Source organism: Brotaphodocola sp. (assembly GCF_050873365.1).
Classification (GTDB): Bacteria; Bacillota; Clostridia; order Lachnospirales; family Lachnospiraceae; genus Brotaphodocola.
Window position 1 is genome coordinate 18946 of sequence record NZ_JBNMIQ010000002.1, and the last position, 18885, is coordinate 37830.

An 18885-nucleotide genomic window follows, 5' to 3' on the forward strand; every position below is an offset into this window, starting at 1 on the left:
TCAGAGCAAAATCAATATAAAAAGCACAAAAAGGCGGGCAGATTTTCTAATCTGCCTGCCTTTAGTTATTAGTATATCTTATAGCTATTAATTAATTTTGGATAGACTTCTCCCGTCACATCTCCAATTCGACTTCGTAGACTTAAACTCAAATCACTGTTTCGATCCAAACTCAGATCTGAATTCCCATTTAAAAACTTAGTTAAACTTAAATTTAAACTTGAGTTCAAACTCGGATTTAAACGTTGATCTCTGCGGTCATGCCGAGTACTTCCTTGTTCTCATCGAGGATCGGCTGAATGACCTCAGCAAGGAACTCATCTACCTGCTGTGGTGCACGACCTACATAGCGGGACGGCTCCATGCATGCCTTCAGAGACTCAAGGCTCATTCCAAATGTCGGGTCCTGAGCGATCAGCTCAAGCAGGTTGTTGTCAAGTCCCTTCTCCTTCACGTTCTTTCCAGCCTCCATAGACAGCTGACGGATGCGCTCGTGAAGCTCCTGACGGTCTCCACCTGCCTTTACGGCATCCATCATGATGTTCTCAGTTGCCATGAACGGAAGCTCTGCCATCATGTGCTTCTCGATAACCTTCGGATATACGACAAGTCCGTCCACAACATTTAAGTACAGATCAAGGATTCCGTCGATTGCGAGGAAGCCCTCCGGGATGCTCAGACGCTTGTTTGCAGAGTCATCGAGGGTACGCTCAAACCACTGGGTAGAGGAAACGAGCATCGGGTTCATCACATCGCTCATCACATAGTTGGACAGGGAAGCGATTCTCTCACTTCTCATCGGATTGCGCTTATATGCCATTGCGGAAGAACCGATCTGATTCTTCTCAAACGGCTCCTCAACCTCCTTGAGGTGCTGAAGCAGACGAATATCGTTTGAGAACTTGTGTGCACTCTGAGCGATTCCTGCCAAAATATTCAGCACGCGGGTGTCGATCTTTCTGGAGTAGGTCTGACCGGATACCGGGTAGCATCCTGCAAATCCCATCTTCTCTGCGATCATCTGATCTGCCTTCCGGCACTTCTCATGGTCGCCCTCAAACAGCTCTAAGAAGCTCGCCTGCGTTCCTGTCGTTCCCTTTGAACCGAGCAGTTTCATCGAACCGAGGACATACTCGAGATCCTCGAGATCGAGATACAGATCATGGAGCCACAGGGTTGCACGCTTTCCGACTGTCGTCGGCTGTGCCGGCTGGAAGTGGGTAAATGCAAGCGTCGGCTGGTTCTTGTAATGATCTGCAAACTTTGCAAGCTCTGCCATCACGTTGATCAGTTTTTTGCGGACAAGGCGAAGTCCCTCGGTCATGATGATCAGGTCGGTGTTGTCGCCTACGTAGCAGGAAGTTGCACCCAGATGGATGATTCCCTTTGCCTTCGGGCACTGCTGTCCATAGGCATATACATGGGACATTACATCGTGGCGCACGAGTTTCTCGCGCTCCTTTGCCACCTCGTAGTTGATCTCCTCTGCATGCTCTTTCAGCTCATCGATCTGCTCCTGGGTAATCGGAAGACCAAGCTCTTTCTCGGTCTCTGCCAGCGCAATCCACAGCTTTCTCCATGTCTTAAATTTCTTGTCCGGAGAGAAGATGTACTGCATCTCTCTGCTTGCATAGCGCTCTGATAACGGGCTCTGATATCGGTCGTTCATCAAAAGAACCTCCTGTATTTTCATAATAATTCGTGTCTAAAATCTCTTGAATGTCTTAGCGCTCTTATCTGCTCTTTCTTCTGCGATTTTTACACTCGTCTCAGACAACTTTATCTGCTCTTACTTTGCATCTTAGTACTTTTGTTGATAGCACTTTTATTGATCGTACTTTTATTGATCGTATGTTTACTTCGTACTCTTGCCTGGCATTCTTACTTGGTGTACTCTCCGCGGATATCCTCAGTCGGCGGATCTACCGGATACTTGCCACTGAAGCAAGCCGTACAGATCGGAAGTCCCTCGGAAAGCTCCTTAAGGCGCTCAATGTTTAAGTAAGCTAACGAATCTGCTCCGATGATCTGGCGAATCTCTTCAATCGTTCGTCCGCTCGCAATCAGCTGATCGGAGGACGGGATATCGGTTCCGAAGTAGCACGGATAGAGGAACGGCGGTGCGCTGACCTTCACATGAACTTCCTTTGCGCCGGCATCGCGAAGCATCTTTACAATCAGATGGCTCGTCGTTCCGCGGACGATCGAGTCGTCGATCATGATGACTCTCTTTCCCTCAACGGCTTCCTTTAAGACGTTCAGCTTGACCTTTACGGCAGACACACGACTGCTCTGCTTCGGCTTGATGAAGGTACGTCCGACATAGGAGTTCTTCACGAATGCCGTTCCGTATGGGATTCCAGACTCCATTGAGTATCCGAGGGCAGCGGCATTTCCGGACTCCGGAACACCAACTACAAGGTCTGCATCCACCGGAGAATCCTTCGCCAGACAGCGACCTGCATAGATACGGGAACCGTAAACACTCACTCCGTCGAAGACGCTGTCCGGTCTTGCAAAGTAAATATACTCAAACACACATCTCGCCTGCTTTTCCTTTGGCAGACACATGCTCTTGTCGGAAACAATTCCGTCTTTTGTGATCGTCACGATCTCTCCCGGCTCCACATCGCGCACAAACTCTGCATCGATCGTGGAGAGGGCACAGCTTTCTGATACCAGTATGTAGGCATTTTCCTTCTTGCCGATGCACAGCGGTTTGAATCCATACGGATCACGCGCTCCGATCAGCTTTCTCGGGCTCATGATAACCAGAGAATACGCACCAACGATCTTCTTCATCGCATTTGCAACCGCTGCCTCTACGGTCGGGGTCTTCACACGCTCGCGTGCGATATGGTATGCAATGACCTCAGAGTCGATCGTCGTCTGGAAGATTGCTCCCGTGTACTCCAGTTCCCGGCGCAACTGCGGGGCATTGACCAGATTTCCGTTGTGTGCAAGTGCCAGGGTACCCTTTACATAGTTCAGAACAAGTGGCTGAGCATTCTCCCGCGTGCTACTGCCCGCAGTGGAATAACGCACATGACCCACACCAATGTTTCCGTGAAGTCCCTCTAATACCTCATGCGTAAACACCTCATTGCAAAGACCCATTCCCTTGTAGGCATTTACCTTTCCCTTCGGTCCTTCCGTATCACTGACTGCGATTCCACAGCTCTCCTGTCCGCGGTGTTGCAGTGCAAATAATCCATAGTAAATTTCGGATGCCACATCATTGCCGTCAAAATCATACATTCCAAAAACACCACACTCCTCATGTACTTCATCGGAATGCAGCATCTGTCTCTCGTCCTTCATCGGCTTTTCTCGTTCCTCTCTCTCCATGGTATCAGTTTCTCTGTTGACTTATAAGCAAAACAAATAAATAGCTGTTAGTTCAGTAGAAATTATAATACAGCGTATAAGGAATTGCAAGAGCATCTTTTATTAGATTAATTAATGAGCGGTTATTGCGTCTTGTACACGGGTAGGAATTTTCTGAACTGAAAATTCCGTATAGTACAGTAGCAGGTACAGATTTTGCCGATTTGTAATGCGAAGCATCGGCAAAATCCATTACAGTTTGTGCAACGAACTGTAATGAGCGGTTATTGCGTCTTGTATCGGTTGTCTGATTCATTTTTATCATAATCGGTTTGACGAAAACTGTCAATCGTTACTGCACGAGAAAGGGCTACACTTCTGGTAGCCCTGATCTTCTCTGGTCACTCTCGACCAAAATCACTGCGCTTCTCTATATCGCCTCGGTCGATGCATAACAAATAAAGTGCCACCGGCGCTTTGCATCCGCAAGGATCGTCTATCGTCCGGTCACCTCATCGGCAGAATTTGTCACGGCGCGCTCCAAATCATCCGCAAGTCCACCGATGACGCCGGTGCTCTCCTCGCCTGTGTTTTCGCTCATTCCGGAATCAGACGGAAGCATTGTGCTCTCCTCCACAGCACCCGACTCACTGCCGGATTCCATTCCCGGGACTGCGGAGGAATCGCGCTCCGCCGAGGTGTCAGACTCCATTTCACCGACTCCCGCCGTGGAGGACTGCGCATTTCCACTCTCCCCCGTCATTCCATTTCCATTAGACGCACCGGTCTGCGCCTGCGTGCTCATCTGCGTATTCTGCGTGTTGTTTCTGTTTCTCGTACAGCCTGAGAGCATTCCCACCGCCAGAACAACGACAAAAAGACAACCAAAAATCCTGAATTTTTTCATAATCCGTTCTCCTTTCTCCTTTCACCAGTTACCATTCACGCGTTGCGCAAACAGCAACGGAGTAACTTATACTTTTTTCATGCTTTCTTAGTATGTGAAAGAATGCTTCGGATTATCTCAGATTTTCTCAGGATTCGACTGCCTTTTTTTCCAGAATTTTCCTATCAACTCCAATGCAAATCAAAAAACCAGCTTAAAATTTCCGCAAAAATCTTCACAAAACAAATGGCTCAGAAGGAAATCTTGAAATCTCCACTCTGAGCCATTTAAACACTTCGTTAGACTTAATTAATTAGAGGATGCCTCGATCACATCTGCCATCGTGTACAGTCCCGGCTTCTGGGTAGCAAGGAAGATTGCTGCCTCGATTGCTCCCTTTGCAAAAATTGCCTTGGAGTATGCGGTATGGGAGAAGGTCACAACCTCATCCGTTCCTGCAAAGATCACATCGTGCTCTCCGACGATCGATCCACCGCGAACGGCAGAGATTCCGATCTCCTTCGGATCACGCTTTGCGCGCTCTTTCGAGCGATCATACTTGTAATGATAAACATCGTTCATCGCGTCATTGATCGAATCTGCAAGCGCAAGAGCTGTTCCGCTCGGAGCGTCCAGCTTCTGATTATGATGCTTCTCGACGATCTCCACATCAAATCCCGCTCCTGCAAGCACCTTTGCGGCGTCCTTTAACAGCTTCATCAGCGTATTGATTCCGAGAGACATGTTTGCAGAGCGAAGAACTGCGGTCTGCTTCGCGGTCTCACTCACATGCGCAATCTGCTCCTCAGAAAGTCCCGTTGTGCAGAGCACCAGCGGAAGTTTCTTCTCGGCACAGACATCCATCAGTGTGTCAACTGCCTTTGCGGAGCTGAAATCCACAACAACATCTGCCGGAACATCGCACTCACTCAAGGATGCAAATACCGGGAACGTCTCCTGACCGGAAGCGTGAAGATCGATTCCTGCGACAAGCTCAATGCCCTCTGTCTTTTCTACAAGTCCAGCGATGGTGCGCCCCATTGCACCACCACATCCGTGCATAATCATTCTTACCATATCTGTCAATTCCTCTTTATCTGCAATATCGTTATACGAAAGTTATCTGTCATTCTTCCATGCCTGCGAACGTTTTGTTCCCGCCTATGCACCGCACAAACGGGAACCTGTTTCTGATCGAATTACAGAATTCCGTACTCTTCCATTGCCTTCTTTAAGCGCTCCTTGTTCTGCGGTTCCATCTCGGTCAGCGGAAGACGAAGCGGTCCAACTTCCTTGCCCATCATGTTCATCGCTGCCTTAACCGGAATCGGGTTTACCTCGCAGAACAGCGCATTGATTACCGGGATTGCCTTTAACTGCATCTCACAGCTCTTCTTCACATCGCCCTCAAAGAAGGATGCGCAGATGTCGTGAGTCTGACGCGGAGCAACGTTGGAGAGAACGGAGATTACGCCCTTACCGCCGAGAGACAGAAGCGGAACGATCTGGTCGTCATTTCCGGAATACAGGTCTACACAGCCGTCTGCCAACTGCATGATCTCTGCGATTGCGGAGAAGTTTGCACTTGCCTCCTTCACGCCCACGATGTTCGGAACGTCCTTGCACAGCTTCACGATCGTCTCCGGCTTCATCGTCACGCCGGTACGGCTCGGAACATGGTACAGCAGGATCGGCAGGCTTACAGAATTTGCGATTGCGGTGTAGTGAGCAATCAGACCATTCTGGGTTGCCTTGTTGTAGTACGGAGTTACAAGAAGAAGACCGTCTGCTCCTGCCTTCTCTGCGCCCTGAGACAGATGGATTGCCTCCTTCGTGGAGTTCGAACCGGTTCCTGCAATAACCGGGATACGATGGTTGACAACCTCGCACACATAGCGGATGACATCAAGATGCTCCTCATGGCTCATCGTTGCGGACTCACCGGTCGTTCCACATGCGATGATCGCGTCAGTTCCACCTGCGATCTGCTCCTCAACGATCTCTTTTAACTTCGGGTAATTTACCTCTCCAGACTCTGTAAACGGGGTAACGAGTGCAACTCCTGCTCCTTCAAAAATAGCCATAACTTCTCCTCCTGAATTTTACATCAAATAAAAATAGTAAAATAAATATAAAATATGATGTATGATGAATATAGATATGCAAAACAATAAAGGCTGTGAACTCTGTGGCGACGGATCATCGCCCTTAAAGTTCCCAGCCTCTGCTCTTCTCTTTAAGTAGCGCTCCATCCCCTCGGATGACAGTCATAAGATTCTTCACCAGATGACCAGACAAACGACGTTCGGCTCGTCCCCTGCCTTCGGCGCCCACCCTTTCCAGCGCCTTCCCCTGCGGCCTGACGCATCTGGTACTGTACTCATGCTTCGCGCAACCTCTACTTTTTTGTTTTCTTGTATGTTGTTATACTACCATTATATGAATCAATTGTCAATCCCGGATCTTCAAAGCGATGAATCTAAACCAATAAAGATTCCACCAATATCACTCGCTCACTCCATCGCTGAACACGCTCACATCCACATGCTCGACCCGATCGGCAAGCTCCTCCGGATGCTCCGGAAGCACCTGTCCGGTCAGAATCACACCGGCCTCATCCCGGCAATCCAAAATCGCCTTGAGCTCTTCCCGCTCAATAATTCCCTGATCGAGCGTTCCAAGCACCTCATCGAGAACAAGAAGGTCACATTCCCCCGTCGTCAGAACTTTCTTCGCATAGTTCAGACCGTTTCGGATGTTGACGCGTTCCTCCCGCTTCTCCTCCTCACTCAGATGTTCAAAATAGCAGTCCGATTTCTCAAAGCGGAAAATCTTAATCTCCGGCTCCAGACGCTCCAGAACCTCGGTGTTGTCAAACTTCTGACTGCCTTTTAAAAACTCAATGATAATCACATTCTTTTTTCTTGCGGCAGCCTGAAGCGCTCTTCCGAGTGCCAGCGCTGTCTTGCCGGAGCAAGTACCGCCACAGATCATCTCTACTTTTCCTGTACTCATCTTCATGCACCTCAATGGTTTTATCGCGCGGTTATCGTATCACATTCTGATTTGTTTTGCAAGTTATAAAATTATCGTTTTCCTACGAATCAACGGTATCATACAGAATTTCCGGTTCAAAAAATCCCCACTCTTGTACGGTACCCATGCATGAGAACTCACTCCTGTGCACACTCGAGCTTGCTGATCGATACCTCGTAGGCAACCCGCTTCTCACACTGGGTCTCGCTGAGTTTCTTCGTGTACTCACGGCTCTGCACACGTCCCCAGACCCGAACTCTCGTTCCCACCTCAAACGTGGAAGCAAATCTCGCATTCCGTCCCCACGCAATACACGGAATATAATCCGACTTTCCATACGGACGATTCACCGCCAGCAGAAGATCCGCGATCTCTCTTCCGAGAGGCGTCTTGCGGTAAATCGGATTCTTGCATATGTACCCGTCAAGGAAGATCTGATTCGTTTTTGTATAATCCGTGAATTTCTCCATGAAATGAATCTCACGGACAAAGACAGAGAGCACCAGACGGTTCTTCACGCCCTCATGACGGTTGTACGAGCGGAACTGTCCGATCGCCTCCACCGTACATCCCTGATAATCCTCTTTCACATTGATCAGGCGCTCCGAAATCATTAACGGGATGATGTCTGCCTGCTCGCTCAAACGGCTCACTGCAACCTCAATCACATAGAAGCCCTCGCCAAACACCTCGTGGCTGAAGGTAAATCCAGATACGATCTCTCCGATCACACTCACTTTGTTGTTCTCAATCATTTTGTCTGCCATGGTACTTCTCTCTCCTTTTTTCATAAACATTTTTTGCTTTTCGCTGGTAATATCTATATGACCAGAAATTCCTGCTTATGAAAAGAAGCGTTCGCCTTATCCCGACAAACTCCGGCACTTCTTCTCGTTTTCCTCCATTTTATCACATTTTCTCTCGCACTTCGCCAGAATTCTCCGGCAACAGAAAGACGGAGACATCTAAGATGCCTCCGCCTTTCTACATAGTTGATTTGGGGTCTTTATGGTTGTTGTATGGTTGTTGTTTGCTTTATACTTGCTTATCTGGTTGTTGTTTGGTGTTACAACTTTTTATAAAATTTTTACTTCTGACCGTTTCTGTTGAAGTTGATCAGGCTTCCTGCCTTCACAATCTTGCGCTCATTCTCGGTCATCGGCTGTACATACAGATGGATCTCTTCTGCCTTGCCATTCTTGATGACATAAGCCGGAATATCGCTCAGATCGCCATCCATTGCAGTGCGTGCGTTCGGAACGTAGATGTAGTCGTCTACCTCGAACATTGTCGGCTCACCCTTTAAGTGGAACGGGATCATGCCCCAGTTCATGCAGTTAGAACGATAACGCTTCGTTGCGTACTCCTGCGTGATGTTTGCAAGTGCGCCCAGTACTCTCTGACAGGAAGCAGCCTGCTCTCTTGCAGAACCATCGCCCGGCTTGTTGGAGTAGATCGTGGAACCGATCTCCACATCCTCTGCCTTGACACCTTCCTGACCCGGAATCGTGTTGACTACCTTCATAACCTCTGCGATCTCTGCATTTACAGTTCCAGCCAGTCTCTCCTGCTCCATTGCCTGTACAGCCTTTGCACGGCCTACATACTCCGGATCACGTCTGGAAAGGGTAAACTCAGCCAGTCCAAGCGGGTTGGAACGGAAGGAAGAGGTCTCACCGGACGGGATCAGCTCATCGGTCGTTGTTACCTCGTCAAGAATCTTGGAGGAAACTTTCAGCAGAATGTTCTCGGAGAGTGCTTCCATCTCCGGCCAGTCCTTGATGTTCGGACCGAAGCAAAGCTCGGAGTCGAGATCTGCCTTGTTGTAACCGTTGTAAACTCTTGCCTTGTAAGCACGGTCGTCGTAGTTGTACTCCGGGATATCGCCCCAGCAATCCATCGTCTCTGCGGAGGTCAGCTTACCACCGTTTGCTGCGGTTGCTGCGATCGAACGGGCATCCATCAGAGCAACTGCGGACATCTGACCGTTGCCCGGTTTAGAACCTTCACGGTTCGGGAAGTTTCTCGTCGTGTGACGGATCGAAAGTGCATTGTTTGCCGGGGTATCGCCTGCGCCGAAGCACGGTCCACAGAATGCGGAACGGATCACGGCACCGGCATCCATCAGATCTGCAAGCAGACCCTTGCGGTCGAGGTCGGTGTAAACCGGCTGAGAGGAAGGATATACGGACAGGTAGAACTCGCCGTCTCCGATGTTCTTGCCCTTCAGTGCGTGAGCTGCCTCAACAACGTTCGTGTAGTTACCACCAGCACAACCTGCGATGATTCCCTGCTGTACCTGGAGCTTGCCATCCTTCGTGATCTTGTCGAGCAGGGTGAAGTGTGCTCTTCCCTCTGCAACCTGATCTGCTGCCTTCTCGGTCTCGCGCAGGATGTCCTCAAGGTTCTCATACAGGTAATCGATCTCGTATGCGTTTGACGGATGGAACGGAAGTGCGATCATCGGCTTGATCGTGCTCAAATCGATCTCCACGCAACCATCGTAGTATGCAACGGTATCCGGATTCAGCTCCTTGAACTCCTCGCCACGGCCATGCTTGGTCAGGAATGCCTTTGTATCCTCATCGGTTCTCCAGATTGAGGACAGGCAGGTGGTCTCAGTGGTCATAACGTCAATGCCGTTTCTGTAATCGGTTGTCATCGAGGAAACGCCCGGTCCTACAAACTCCATTACCTTGTTCTTTACATATCCGTTCTTGTATACAGCTCCGCAGATTGCAAGTGCAATATCGTGCGGTCCTACGAACGGCTGTGGCTTTCCAGTCAAGTAGATTGCGATCACGCCCGGGTAAGCGACATCGTAGGTCTGCTTTAACAGCTGTTTGGACAGCTCGCCACCGCCCTCACCGATTGCCATCGTACCGAGTGCACCGTAACGGGTGTGGGAGTCAGAACCGAGGATCATCTTTCCACCGCCTGCGAAACGCTCACGCATGAACTGGTGGCAGACTGCGATGTGCTGAGGAACGAAGAGACCGCCGTACTTCTTTGCAGCGGACAGACCGAAGTAATGGTCATCGTCGTTGATCGTACCACCAACTGCACACAGAGAGTTGTGACAGCAGGTCAGTACATACGGAAGCGGGAACTTCTCCATGCCTGAAGCACGAGCCGTCTGGATAATGCCGACGAAGGTGATGTCGTGGGAAACCATCGCATCAAACTTGATCTGGAGCTTGTCCATGTTGTCGTTCTGGTTGTGCGCCTTCATGATGCCGTAGGCGATTGTACCCTTCTTTGCCTCTTCCTTTGCAACTGCCTTTCCGGTGAGCTGTTCGACTCTTGCAGACTCTGCCTCCGGGACCAAGGTCTCTCCATTTACGAGATAAACTCCGCCTTCATGTAACTTTACCATAATATCCTCCTTCAATGAAATGTGAATACTCAATACATTGTTTTTTTATGTTTCAAAAATTCAAGTCGACGCTCGCGGAGACTTGGCGCGTGATTCTGGTCAGCTCTGCTGACATCTTCCAATCAGAATCACTGCGCATCTTCGCGGAGCGTATAACTCAGAAGGGGATTGTCTTCCCTCCTGAGAAAGTTTGCGATACCCAATCCCCCACCTATAGAGGAGGGAGACATCCACTCTGAGTTATTTTAAAAACTGGAATACAAAACTTCCGATTAGCAGTACCATTGCACCACCAATTCGGGATGAGATCTGAGCGTAGCTCATCAGATCCATGCGCTTTGCTGCGCCGAGAACTGCAAGATCTCCCGCACCTCCCATGTTTGCCATGCAAAGACCAGCGGTGATTGCAGACTCGATCGGGAAGAAACCGATCATCCATCCAAAGATTGCGGAACCGAGAACACAGCCGAGAACGATCAGAACGGCGATCGTTAAGTTTGCCGGGCTGAGTGCCGAAATGATCTCATTAAAGTCGATCAGCGTGATGCCGACACCGACCATCTGAACCCAGATCAGCTTGGAACCACAGAACTGCTGACATCTGTGGCAGGCTGCCTTTAAGTTTTCCGGAATCAGGTTAAAGATATTTGCCAGCGCTGCAAAGATGATCAGGTATGCAAAGTTCGGGATTGCCACTCCAAAGATGGACGGCAAAATCTTCTTTGCGGTCAGCTGAGCAAGAACAAAGAAACCACCAGTCAGGAAGAGTGCTGCCGCGATGTCATCCATCGTCAGCGTCACCTTCTGTGCTTCCTTATCCTTGATCGCACTCTTGCCTTTTGTACGGATCAGCTCTCCGTGACCGGTCAGAGCTGGGAACAGACGTCCAACGTTGTCAAGAATGATTGCAAACAGAACGGATACGATGTTTCCGACTGCAAGGATTGCAAGTGCAAACGAAAGGTAGCTTGCCGCATCCTGTCCGGTTACATCCTCATAGACAGAAGCAAGCGGGATTGCACCTGCTCCGGCACCGCCTCCCATGATCGGAAGCACGTAGGAGATCACAATCTCAACCGGACCTTTTCCAAAGATCATTCCTCCGAGAATTCCCAACAGGCACGCACCTGCGAGGGATGCCAGAATATCCGGCAGATACAGGGTTGCTGACTTGATGAGCAGTTTTCGGTCAAGTCCCAAAAGGGAACCGACAACAAGAATTGAGATAAAGACATTCAAGAAGCTGTAATCACTCATCCAGCCCTTTGAGATTGCCACAACGCCCTCCGGCATCTTGCCGAAGTAAGTCACAAGACCACAGACTAAGAACGTCAGAATCGCTCCGCCACCGAAGTACTTGTTCCAGATCGGAAGTCTCTCTCCGATCTCACCGAGGATGATTCCGAGTGTGAACATAACTGCAATCGCGCCGATCAGCTGGTTTGGCACAATCCCAAAACCGATTGCAGCAAGCACAACCACTGCGAAAAATACAAATATGTACCACTCCATCCCATAAATCTTAAAGTTTTTCATAAGCCCGTTTTCTCCTTCTCCCCGCAGACTTTTTAGATTCCAAGCATCTTTGCCGGATTTTCTTTCGTCATCCGGTCAACTTCCGCCTTCGTGAATCCACCCACATCGTACAGATAATCGATGTACTCCTTGATCGACTCATACCAGTACGGATTCTGCGTCTGACCACTGTCGGTTGCCACAATGAAATGCTCGCATCCTATCGCCTTCATTGCCTCCACATTCGTTTCCAGGTTTTTCTTGTAAACGCCCCCGCCGATCGGCTGTGCATAGACATGCTCGAGAAGGACATCGTAATCCTTTACGATCCTTGCCTGCTCCTCCACGCTCATTCCGACCACCCAGAACTCCGGATGTGTGATGACAATCTTTTTAACCCCTGCGTTTCTTGCGGCCTCTGCCACGATTCTGCACTCTTCCGGTGAGATGTGACCCGTCTCAAGGACTGCATCGTAATCCTTGATCAGCTCAAAGACATCCTTGAGCTCCGGCACGATTTTTCCGTCTCTGACAACCGATACCCAGTTCGTCTTGTCCTGCTTCTTGCAATGGTTCTCCGCGGTGTTCGTCGGAAGCCAGACCAACTTTCCCCCAAGCTTTAAAGCGGTCTCGACTGCCCACGGATTGATTCCACCGACAAAGCGGTTCAGTGCGACGCCACCAAACATCTGAAAGTCCGAAGTGTCCCCATACTTTTCTTCCTTGACCCGGTTGACAATCTCCGCTCTTCCGACGGTCGGCGCCACATGTGACTTGATCACAACAGCCCGAACGCCTCGCGCAACAGCAGCTTCCATGATCTCAAGATCATTCATCTTTCGCTGGCGCACATCCGGTGCCGTGTGAATGTGAAGGTCAATGATTCCCTTCAGTCTGTTTTCTTCCATGCACTCTCCTCCTGTCTGTTTCTTGTCCCGCACACAACGGTTTGTATCCTGTATCTTTCTTTTTTCAGTTACTCCCAGTCGCGTGCGGAAATTTTCATACTTCTTATCTTATGTCCCACGTTTATCGAATCATCGAAGCGCCGAAGCATTCCTTATCGAATGTATACATAACCATCCATGATTCGTCTTGCCGTTCTCTGTACTGCGACGCCCGGAACCTTTGCATCTGCCGGATTCTCGCCCTGAAGCTCCACAGTCGGCACCATTGTCATAACTCCGCTCGGATGACCGATTCGGATGTTCTGAGCCTTTGAATCTCTTACCACCTCTGCGACAAGGCTTCCCTCGAGCTTTCCGGCTACGGCGATTGAGCTTGCAGCGGTCAGCGGGCAGGCCTTATGACACTTGAATACGGAAATGACTCTCGCACAGACATCCATCTTCTCTGCCTCCACGGTTTTGCCCTCCAGATCGGTGTAGGTAACCGGCTTTGTGACAAATCCGACTTTCGGAACACCAGGCTGGTGATCGGTTGCCTCTTTGAGATCCTTTGCAAATCCCATCATCACGCAGGCAGTTCCACGGATCTTCTCAAGAAGATCGCAGACTTCCTTGTTTGCATTGACCTCTTCCGGAAGCTCGGTTCCCTTCATGCCGATGTCCTCTGCGCGAACGAGAACGATCGGGTTCGACACATCGATGATCGTTGCATCGAGTTTTCCAAATCCCGGAATGTCCAGAACGTCCTTCACATTTCCGGTCGGAAGAAGCTTTCCGGTCTTTGCGCCTGCCGGATTTAAGAAATCAACCTTCAGCTCTGCACAAGTTCCATCTACGCCTGCGATCTCGCAGTCTCCGTCGTCTGCAAAGGTGTGAGTCTCCGGATCGATCGGAACATCGACGTTGATGTACTTGTCGGTGTTCTTGTTGAGCATTCTCACGGTTGTCACCGGCTCGGTGATCGTAACCATTCCCTCTTCCACTGCAAACGCCGGAACCGCTGCGGTCATGTTTCCGCAGTTGGACTTGTAGTCAACCTGACGCTTTCCGACGATGACCTGACCAACGAGATACTCGATGTCAACATCCGGCTCCTCGGACTTCCAGATCACAACGATCTTGTTGTTGGAGGAAACGGTTCCGCCCATACCGTCGATCTGCTTCGGGTCCGGGCATCCCATGACCTGCATGAAAATGTCATCCCACTCTGCGCGATTCTCCGGAAGATCTTCTTTCTTGAACAGACATCCCTTTGAAGTACCACCTCTCATAAATACGGTTTTGAACTTTTTCATGATTCTTCCTCCTGATTGTTTTTTCTTAAATGAATATGATTAATATCATTTTATTTTTTGCTGTTTTTTGTTCGCCCTCGGAAATCCCCGGGCTCTCGCAAACCGTGATCTGTTTTTAACATTTGTTGTTTTGAATCGCATTTGTTTTTCATGCCATTATCATACAACACTTGTTAATGATTTTCTATATCATTTTTCCACAATTATTCCCATTTATTTTTGTAACATATGTTTATATTTATAACATTTGTGATTACCCATTATTTTTTCTTCCTAAATTCATTTCTTTTTTCGCGCTCATTTGATATAATAAGAATCAGAAGTTTTGCTTTTTACTTGAGTTTCAGATTTTCACTTGAAATTGTAGAAAATACCATCATTCTTTTTTGGGGGAGATTGCTCATATGAATACAAAAATCACTTTTGACGAAACTTCCGCGGCTCTGATGTCAGAGATCGCGGACCTCTATTACAATCAGGGAATGACACAACAGGAGATCGCGCGCCAGTACGACTGCAACCGTTTTAAGATCGCCAAGATGATCCAGAATGCGAGAGACGAAGGAATTGTGGAAATCACGATCCACAAGCCAAACAAGCGCCACTCAGCACTTGAGCAGGCACTGACGGAGACATTTCAGCTTTCCAAGGCGATCGTCCTCGACACCCGCGATCTCTCGCGCGCGGAGGCACTCTCCGAGATCGGAAAGACCGGAGCGATGTACCTCGAACAGATCCTTTCTCCAAGTGCAACGATCGGCGTGACCTGGGGAAAGACAATCCGAAGCGTCGCGACTGCCCTCGATCCAAAGACGCAGAATCCGATCAACGTCGTCCAGCTCTGCGGTTGTTTCCGCCATATCAATTCCTCCGACGGCTCGAGAAACATCACACACACACTTGCGATGAAGTTCAACGGGGAGTATTTTTATATGAATATTCCGATTTATATCAACGACGAGCAGGCGAGAAATGCGATGCTCCGAGAACCATTGATTGAACACACGCTGAATGTATCGAGAAAGATGGATGCCGTCCTGACCGGAATCGGCAGTCGCTCAAGCCTGCCATTTAACAACCCGGTTCTGAAATCTTACATCGCAGAGGAGGACTGGAACGAGGAGCCAAACTGCATCGGAAGCATTTACGGATATGTGCTTGACAGGGACGGGCGCATCGCAAACATCAGCCTAAACCGCAAGATCGTCGCAACTTCGCTTCAGGACATCCTCACGACTCCACACAAGCTCGCGATCGCAACCGGTCGCCACAAGGTCGACATAATCATTGCCTGCATGAAAAACCGCTACATCAACGAGCTGATCACCGACCGCGCGACCGCAGAACAGATTTTGAGCACCGCAAATTCGGATCAATAAAGCCGATTCCTGAAAACTTTTGTTCACAAATTTTATGCACAAATTTTATACATAAAAAAATGGGAACTGCACCTTTTCGGATGCAATTCCCATTTTTATTATATCGTTCTTATATCATTCTATACGATAGGATCGGATTTTCACTGTCTGATCCTATTTATTTTATCTTCTAATTGTTCCATCAACCCTTCTTGAAGGAAGCGCGCTTACGCAGAAGCGGATCAAGGATACGCTTGCGGATACGCAGGTTCTCCGGGGTAACCTCAAGAAGCTCGTCGGTATCGATGAACTCGAGGCACTGCTCAAGGCTCATGATCTTCTTCGGAACCAGACGCAGAGCTTCATCGGAGCTTGAAGAACGGGTGTTAGTCAGCTTCTTCGTCTTGCAGACATTAACCTCGATATCCTCAGTCTTCGGGCTCTGTCCGATAACCATACCGGAATATACCTTCTCACCAGGTCCGATGAACAGGGTTCCACGCTCCTGTGCATTGAACAGACCGTAGGTGATTGCCTCACCACTCTCGTATGCGATCAGAGAACCGGTTCTACGGTAGCTCAAATCACCCTTGTACGGACCATATCCGTCGAACATCGTGTTGATGATACCATTTCCCTTTGTATCAGTCATGAACTCACCGCGGTATCCGATCAGACCTCTTGCCGGGATTGAGAACTCGAGACGGGTGTATCCGCCGTTTGTCGGGCTCATTCCCTGAAGCTCACCCTTTCTGGAAGTCAGCTTCTGGATAACCGCACCGGTGAACTCCTCCGGAACGTCGATGTAAGCAAGCTCCATCGGCTCCTGCTTCTGGTTTCTCTCGTTGTACTTGTAGAGAACCTCTGCCTTGCTGACAGCGAACTCAAATCCCTCACGGCGCATGTTCTCGATCAGAACGGACAGGTGAAGCTCACCACGTCCGGATACCTTGAAGCAATCCGGGGAATCGGTCTCCTCAACGCGCAGGCTGACATCGGTGTTCAGCTCGCGGAACAGACGCTCACGGATGTGACGGGAAGTGATGAACTTACCCTCCTGTCCTGCCAACGGGCTATCGTTTACCATGAAGTTCATTGCGATCGTCGGCTCGGAAATCTTCTGGAACGGAATAGCCTCCGGGTTCTCTACGGAACACAGGGTATCTCCGATATGAAGATCTGTGATACCGGAAACAGCAACGATGTCTCCGATCGTAGCTTCCTGAACCTCAACTCTCTTTAAGCCGTCAAACTGGTACAGCTTACCGATCTTGACACGGCGCATCTTGTCCGGATCGTGGTGGTTTACGATCGCAACCTCCTGGTTCACCTTTACAACACCGTTGTCGATCTTACCGATACCGATACGTCCTACATACTCGTTGTAGTCGATCGTGGAGATCAGCATCTGAGTCGGTGCATCCGGATCTCCCTGCGGAGCCGGAATGTAGTTGATGATTGTCTCAAACAGCGGGCTCATGTCCACATCCGGATCGTCAAGCTCCTTCTTTGCAAATCCTGCCTTTGCGGAAGCATATACAAACGGACAGTCAAGCTGTTCGTCAGAAGCGTCCAGATCCATGAACAGCTCCAGAACCTCATCGATAACGTCGTTCGGTCTTGCCTCCGGACGGTCGATCTTATTGATGCAGACGATGACAGAGAGATCGAGATCCAGCGCTTTCTGCAAAACGAACTTCGTCTGTGGCATCGGGCCCTCATACGCATCTACAACCAGAACAACGCCGTCTACCATCTTCAGTACACGCTCAACCTCACCACCGAAGTCTGCATGTCCAGGAGTGTCGATGATGTTGATCTTCTTATCCTTGTAGAAAACTGCGGTGTTCTTGGACAGAATGGTGATACCACGCTCACGCTCGATATCGTTGGAGTCCATGACACGCTCCTCGACTTCCTGATTTGCGCGGAATACACCGCTCTGCTTTAACAGCTCATCAACCAGGGTGGTTTTACCGTGGTCAACATGGGCGATAATCGCGATGTTTCTTACGTCTTCTCTCTTAATCTTCATCTCTGTGCTCTTCCTTCTTTAATCTTTAAAAGAGCTAAGGACGAATTGTTCTGCCCTTAGCTCCTGTTCTCGGTTTCCATTACAGTACTCTAATATAGCATTGCATTTCACAGATTGCAAGGCTTTTTTTCGCGATTTTCATATTTTATAAGGTGAGAAAACCTTGCACGCAAAAAAATACAACTCCCCTCTCTAATCCTCAAACAGAATCATCTCTCCGTCAAGCATTCCATAATAGAGGGTTCCCTCGCGCTCAATCTGTGCTCTGCCCGCAGTCTTCTCGGTCACCTGGCTGAGAAACGAACCCGTCTGATCGACCGGTACCATGAACGTCATATCGACCTGATCGGTGTACTGGGTGTCGAGGATTGTCAGCCCCATCTGCCCTGCGACATATTGAAGTTTGCCGACTCCGTTGTAGTCCGTGTGGATCAGAATCCGGTCTCCGAGGCATTTTTCCACAATCGCGCTGTTCTTCAGTCCCTCCTGAACCGCACTCGAGTACGCGCGCACAAGACCGCCCGTTCCAAGCAGGGTTCCGCCGAAATACCGCGTGACCACAACGCAGATGTTGCGGACTTCCTCTCCGAGAAGAACATCGAGCATCGGACGACCCGCGGTCTGGCTCGGCTCCCCGTCATCACTGCATCTCTGTACCTGACCGCGCTCCCCGATCACATAGGCGGAGCAGTTGTGTCTCGCATCCCAGTACTTTTTCTTCATCTCCTCGATGAAGGCGATCGCCTCCTCCTCGCTCTTTACCGGTCTCGTCGTCGCGATAAAGCGGGATTTCTTCTCAACAATCTCTCCCTCTCCCCCGCGGTAGAGGATTTTATACTGCTGTGGCATGTTTTTCGTCTGTTCCATCATTGATTCGGTTTCCTTTTCTTTTTCTTTCTGAATTTTCTGGTTTTCTGTCTGTTTTTCTATAACCCTTTTTCTCGTCCCGTTTTCTTTTTCCTATTTTATGTTTCTGTCTGCTCTTTTCGATTTTTTCTTTATTTTAAATAATTTTTAAGCAATTCCTGATTTTTAGTGATTTCTGTTTTCAAGTTGACATACCATCGTCCCGTTTTCCATCCCATCATAAGAATCATATCATAAGAAAAGAAAATATGCAAAGCATCGGCAAAATCCGTTTTCCTTTAC

General features: G+C 49.2%; 14 protein-coding genes and 1 riboswitch. Of the genes, 1 reads left to right on the plus strand and 13 read right to left on the minus strand.

The features are described from left to right. Window positions 1-238: 238 nt before the first annotated feature. From purB to ACR0QT_RS01370, 11 genes are all read right to left on the minus strand, one after another. Window positions 239-1669, minus strand: a complete 1431-nt coding sequence (gene purB, locus ACR0QT_RS01320) for an adenylosuccinate lyase (RefSeq protein ID WP_177978437.1) — start codon at window positions 1667-1669, stop codon at window positions 239-241. A gap of 212 nt (window positions 1670-1881) precedes the next feature. Beyond that, entirely contained in the window at window positions 1882-3321 is a 1440-nt protein-coding gene (gene purF, locus ACR0QT_RS01325; RefSeq protein WP_432629286.1) for an amidophosphoribosyltransferase, read from the minus strand. A 502-nt stretch (window positions 3322-3823) separates the two neighbouring features. Continuing rightward, complete coding sequence (locus ACR0QT_RS01330) at window positions 3824-4234, minus strand: hypothetical protein (protein WP_432629113.1); 411 nt, start codon at window positions 4232-4234, stop codon at window positions 3824-3826. Window positions 4235-4522: 288 nt separating this feature from the next. After that, window positions 4523-5290 carry a 4-hydroxy-tetrahydrodipicolinate reductase gene (gene dapB, locus ACR0QT_RS01335; RefSeq protein ID WP_177978435.1) on the minus strand — a complete coding sequence of 256 codons (768 nt, stop codon included), beginning with the start codon at window positions 5288-5290 and terminating at the stop codon, window positions 4523-4525. A 122-nt stretch (window positions 5291-5412) separates the two neighbouring features. Continuing rightward, window positions 5413-6297 carry a 4-hydroxy-tetrahydrodipicolinate synthase gene (dapA, locus tag ACR0QT_RS01340; protein WP_308451716.1) on the minus strand — a complete coding sequence of 295 codons (885 nt, stop codon included), beginning with the start codon at window positions 6295-6297 and terminating at the stop codon, window positions 5413-5415. A 149-nt stretch (window positions 6298-6446) separates the two neighbouring features. Then, window positions 6447-6622, minus strand: a riboswitch (Lysine riboswitch). Window positions 6623-6718: 96 nt separating this feature from the next. Further along, window positions 6719-7228 carry a cob(I)yrinic acid a,c-diamide adenosyltransferase gene (locus ACR0QT_RS01345; protein WP_432629114.1) on the minus strand — a complete coding sequence of 170 codons (510 nt, stop codon included), beginning with the start codon at window positions 7226-7228 and terminating at the stop codon, window positions 6719-6721. Between the two features lie 158 nt (window positions 7229-7386). Further along, complete coding sequence (locus ACR0QT_RS01350) at window positions 7387-8016, minus strand: single-stranded DNA-binding protein (RefSeq protein ID WP_432629115.1); 630 nt, start codon at window positions 8014-8016, stop codon at window positions 7387-7389. Between the two features lie 320 nt (window positions 8017-8336). Then, complete coding sequence (locus tag ACR0QT_RS01355) at window positions 8337-10625, minus strand: hydratase (protein ID WP_432629116.1); 2289 nt, start codon at window positions 10623-10625, stop codon at window positions 8337-8339. Between the two features lie 240 nt (window positions 10626-10865). Next, on the minus strand, window positions 10866-12161 hold the full coding sequence (locus ACR0QT_RS01360) for a 2-hydroxycarboxylate transporter family protein (protein WP_432629117.1): 1296 nt from the start codon (window positions 12159-12161) through the stop codon (window positions 10866-10868). A 32-nt stretch (window positions 12162-12193) separates the two neighbouring features. Further along, complete coding sequence (locus tag ACR0QT_RS01365) at window positions 12194-13048, minus strand: DUF6282 family protein (protein WP_432629118.1); 855 nt, start codon at window positions 13046-13048, stop codon at window positions 12194-12196. A 152-nt stretch (window positions 13049-13200) separates the two neighbouring features. Further along, a complete protein-coding gene (locus ACR0QT_RS01370) occupies window positions 13201-14343 on the minus strand; it encodes a 2-methylaconitate cis-trans isomerase PrpF family protein (RefSeq protein ID WP_432629119.1) in 1143 nt (380 codons plus the stop codon). Window positions 14344-14747: 404 nt separating this feature from the next. On the opposite strand from ACR0QT_RS01370, the gene ACR0QT_RS01375 reads away from it, so the two are divergent. Continuing rightward, window positions 14748-15722, plus strand: coding sequence for a sugar-binding transcriptional regulator (locus tag ACR0QT_RS01375; protein ID WP_432629120.1), 975 nt, complete (start codon window positions 14748-14750; stop codon window positions 15720-15722). A gap of 181 nt (window positions 15723-15903) precedes the next feature. Here ACR0QT_RS01375 and typA read toward each other — a convergent pair whose 3' ends face one another. After that, window positions 15904-17736: a translational GTPase TypA gene (typA, locus tag ACR0QT_RS01380; protein ID WP_308452093.1), complete on the minus strand. Its 1833-nt coding sequence runs from the start codon at window positions 17734-17736 to the stop codon at window positions 15904-15906. A gap of 192 nt (window positions 17737-17928) precedes the next feature. Then, window positions 17929-18585, minus strand: coding sequence for a YigZ family protein (locus ACR0QT_RS01385; protein ID WP_432629287.1), 657 nt, complete (start codon window positions 18583-18585; stop codon window positions 17929-17931). Between the last annotated feature and the right edge of the window lie 300 nt (window positions 18586-18885).

Bases quoted from the DNA above. Each gene is read 5' to 3' on its own strand.
- purF (WP_432629286.1), bottom strand. From the start codon at position 3,321: ATGAAGGACGAGAGACAGATGCTGCATTCCGATGAAGTACATGAGGAG.
- ACR0QT_RS01375 (WP_432629120.1), top strand. From the start codon at position 14,748: ATGAATACAAAAATCACTTTTGACGAAACTTCCGCGGCTCTGATGTCA.
- ACR0QT_RS01365 (WP_432629118.1), bottom strand. From the start codon at position 13,048: ATGGAAGAAAACAGACTGAAGGGAATCATTGACCTTCACATTCACACG.
- ACR0QT_RS01355 (WP_432629116.1), bottom strand. From the start codon at position 10,625: ATGGTAAAGTTACATGAAGGCGGAGTTTATCTCGTAAATGGAGAGACC.
- ACR0QT_RS01385 (WP_432629287.1), bottom strand. From the start codon at position 18,585: ATGCCACAGCAGTATAAAATCCTCTACCGCGGGGGAGAGGGAGAGATT.
- dapA (WP_308451716.1), bottom strand. From the start codon at position 6,297: ATGGCTATTTTTGAAGGAGCAGGAGTTGCACTCGTTACCCCGTTTACA.
- ACR0QT_RS01360 (WP_432629117.1), bottom strand. From the start codon at position 12,161: ATGAAAAACTTTAAGATTTATGGGATGGAGTGGTACATATTTGTATTT.
- ACR0QT_RS01370 (WP_432629119.1), bottom strand. From the start codon at position 14,343: ATGAAAAAGTTCAAAACCGTATTTATGAGAGGTGGTACTTCAAAGGGA.
- typA (WP_308452093.1), bottom strand. From the start codon at position 17,736: ATGAAGATTAAGAGAGAAGACGTAAGAAACATCGCGATTATCGCCCAT.
- dapB (WP_177978435.1), bottom strand. From the start codon at position 5,290: ATGGTAAGAATGATTATGCACGGATGTGGTGGTGCAATGGGGCGCACC.
- ACR0QT_RS01345 (WP_432629114.1), bottom strand. From the start codon at position 7,228: ATGAGTACAGGAAAAGTAGAGATGATCTGTGGCGGTACTTGCTCCGGC.
- ACR0QT_RS01350 (WP_432629115.1), bottom strand. From the start codon at position 8,016: ATGGCAGACAAAATGATTGAGAACAACAAAGTGAGTGTGATCGGAGAG.
- purB (WP_177978437.1), bottom strand. From the start codon at position 1,669: ATGAACGACCGATATCAGAGCCCGTTATCAGAGCGCTATGCAAGCAGA.
- ACR0QT_RS01330 (WP_432629113.1), bottom strand. From the start codon at position 4,234: ATGAAAAAATTCAGGATTTTTGGTTGTCTTTTTGTCGTTGTTCTGGCG.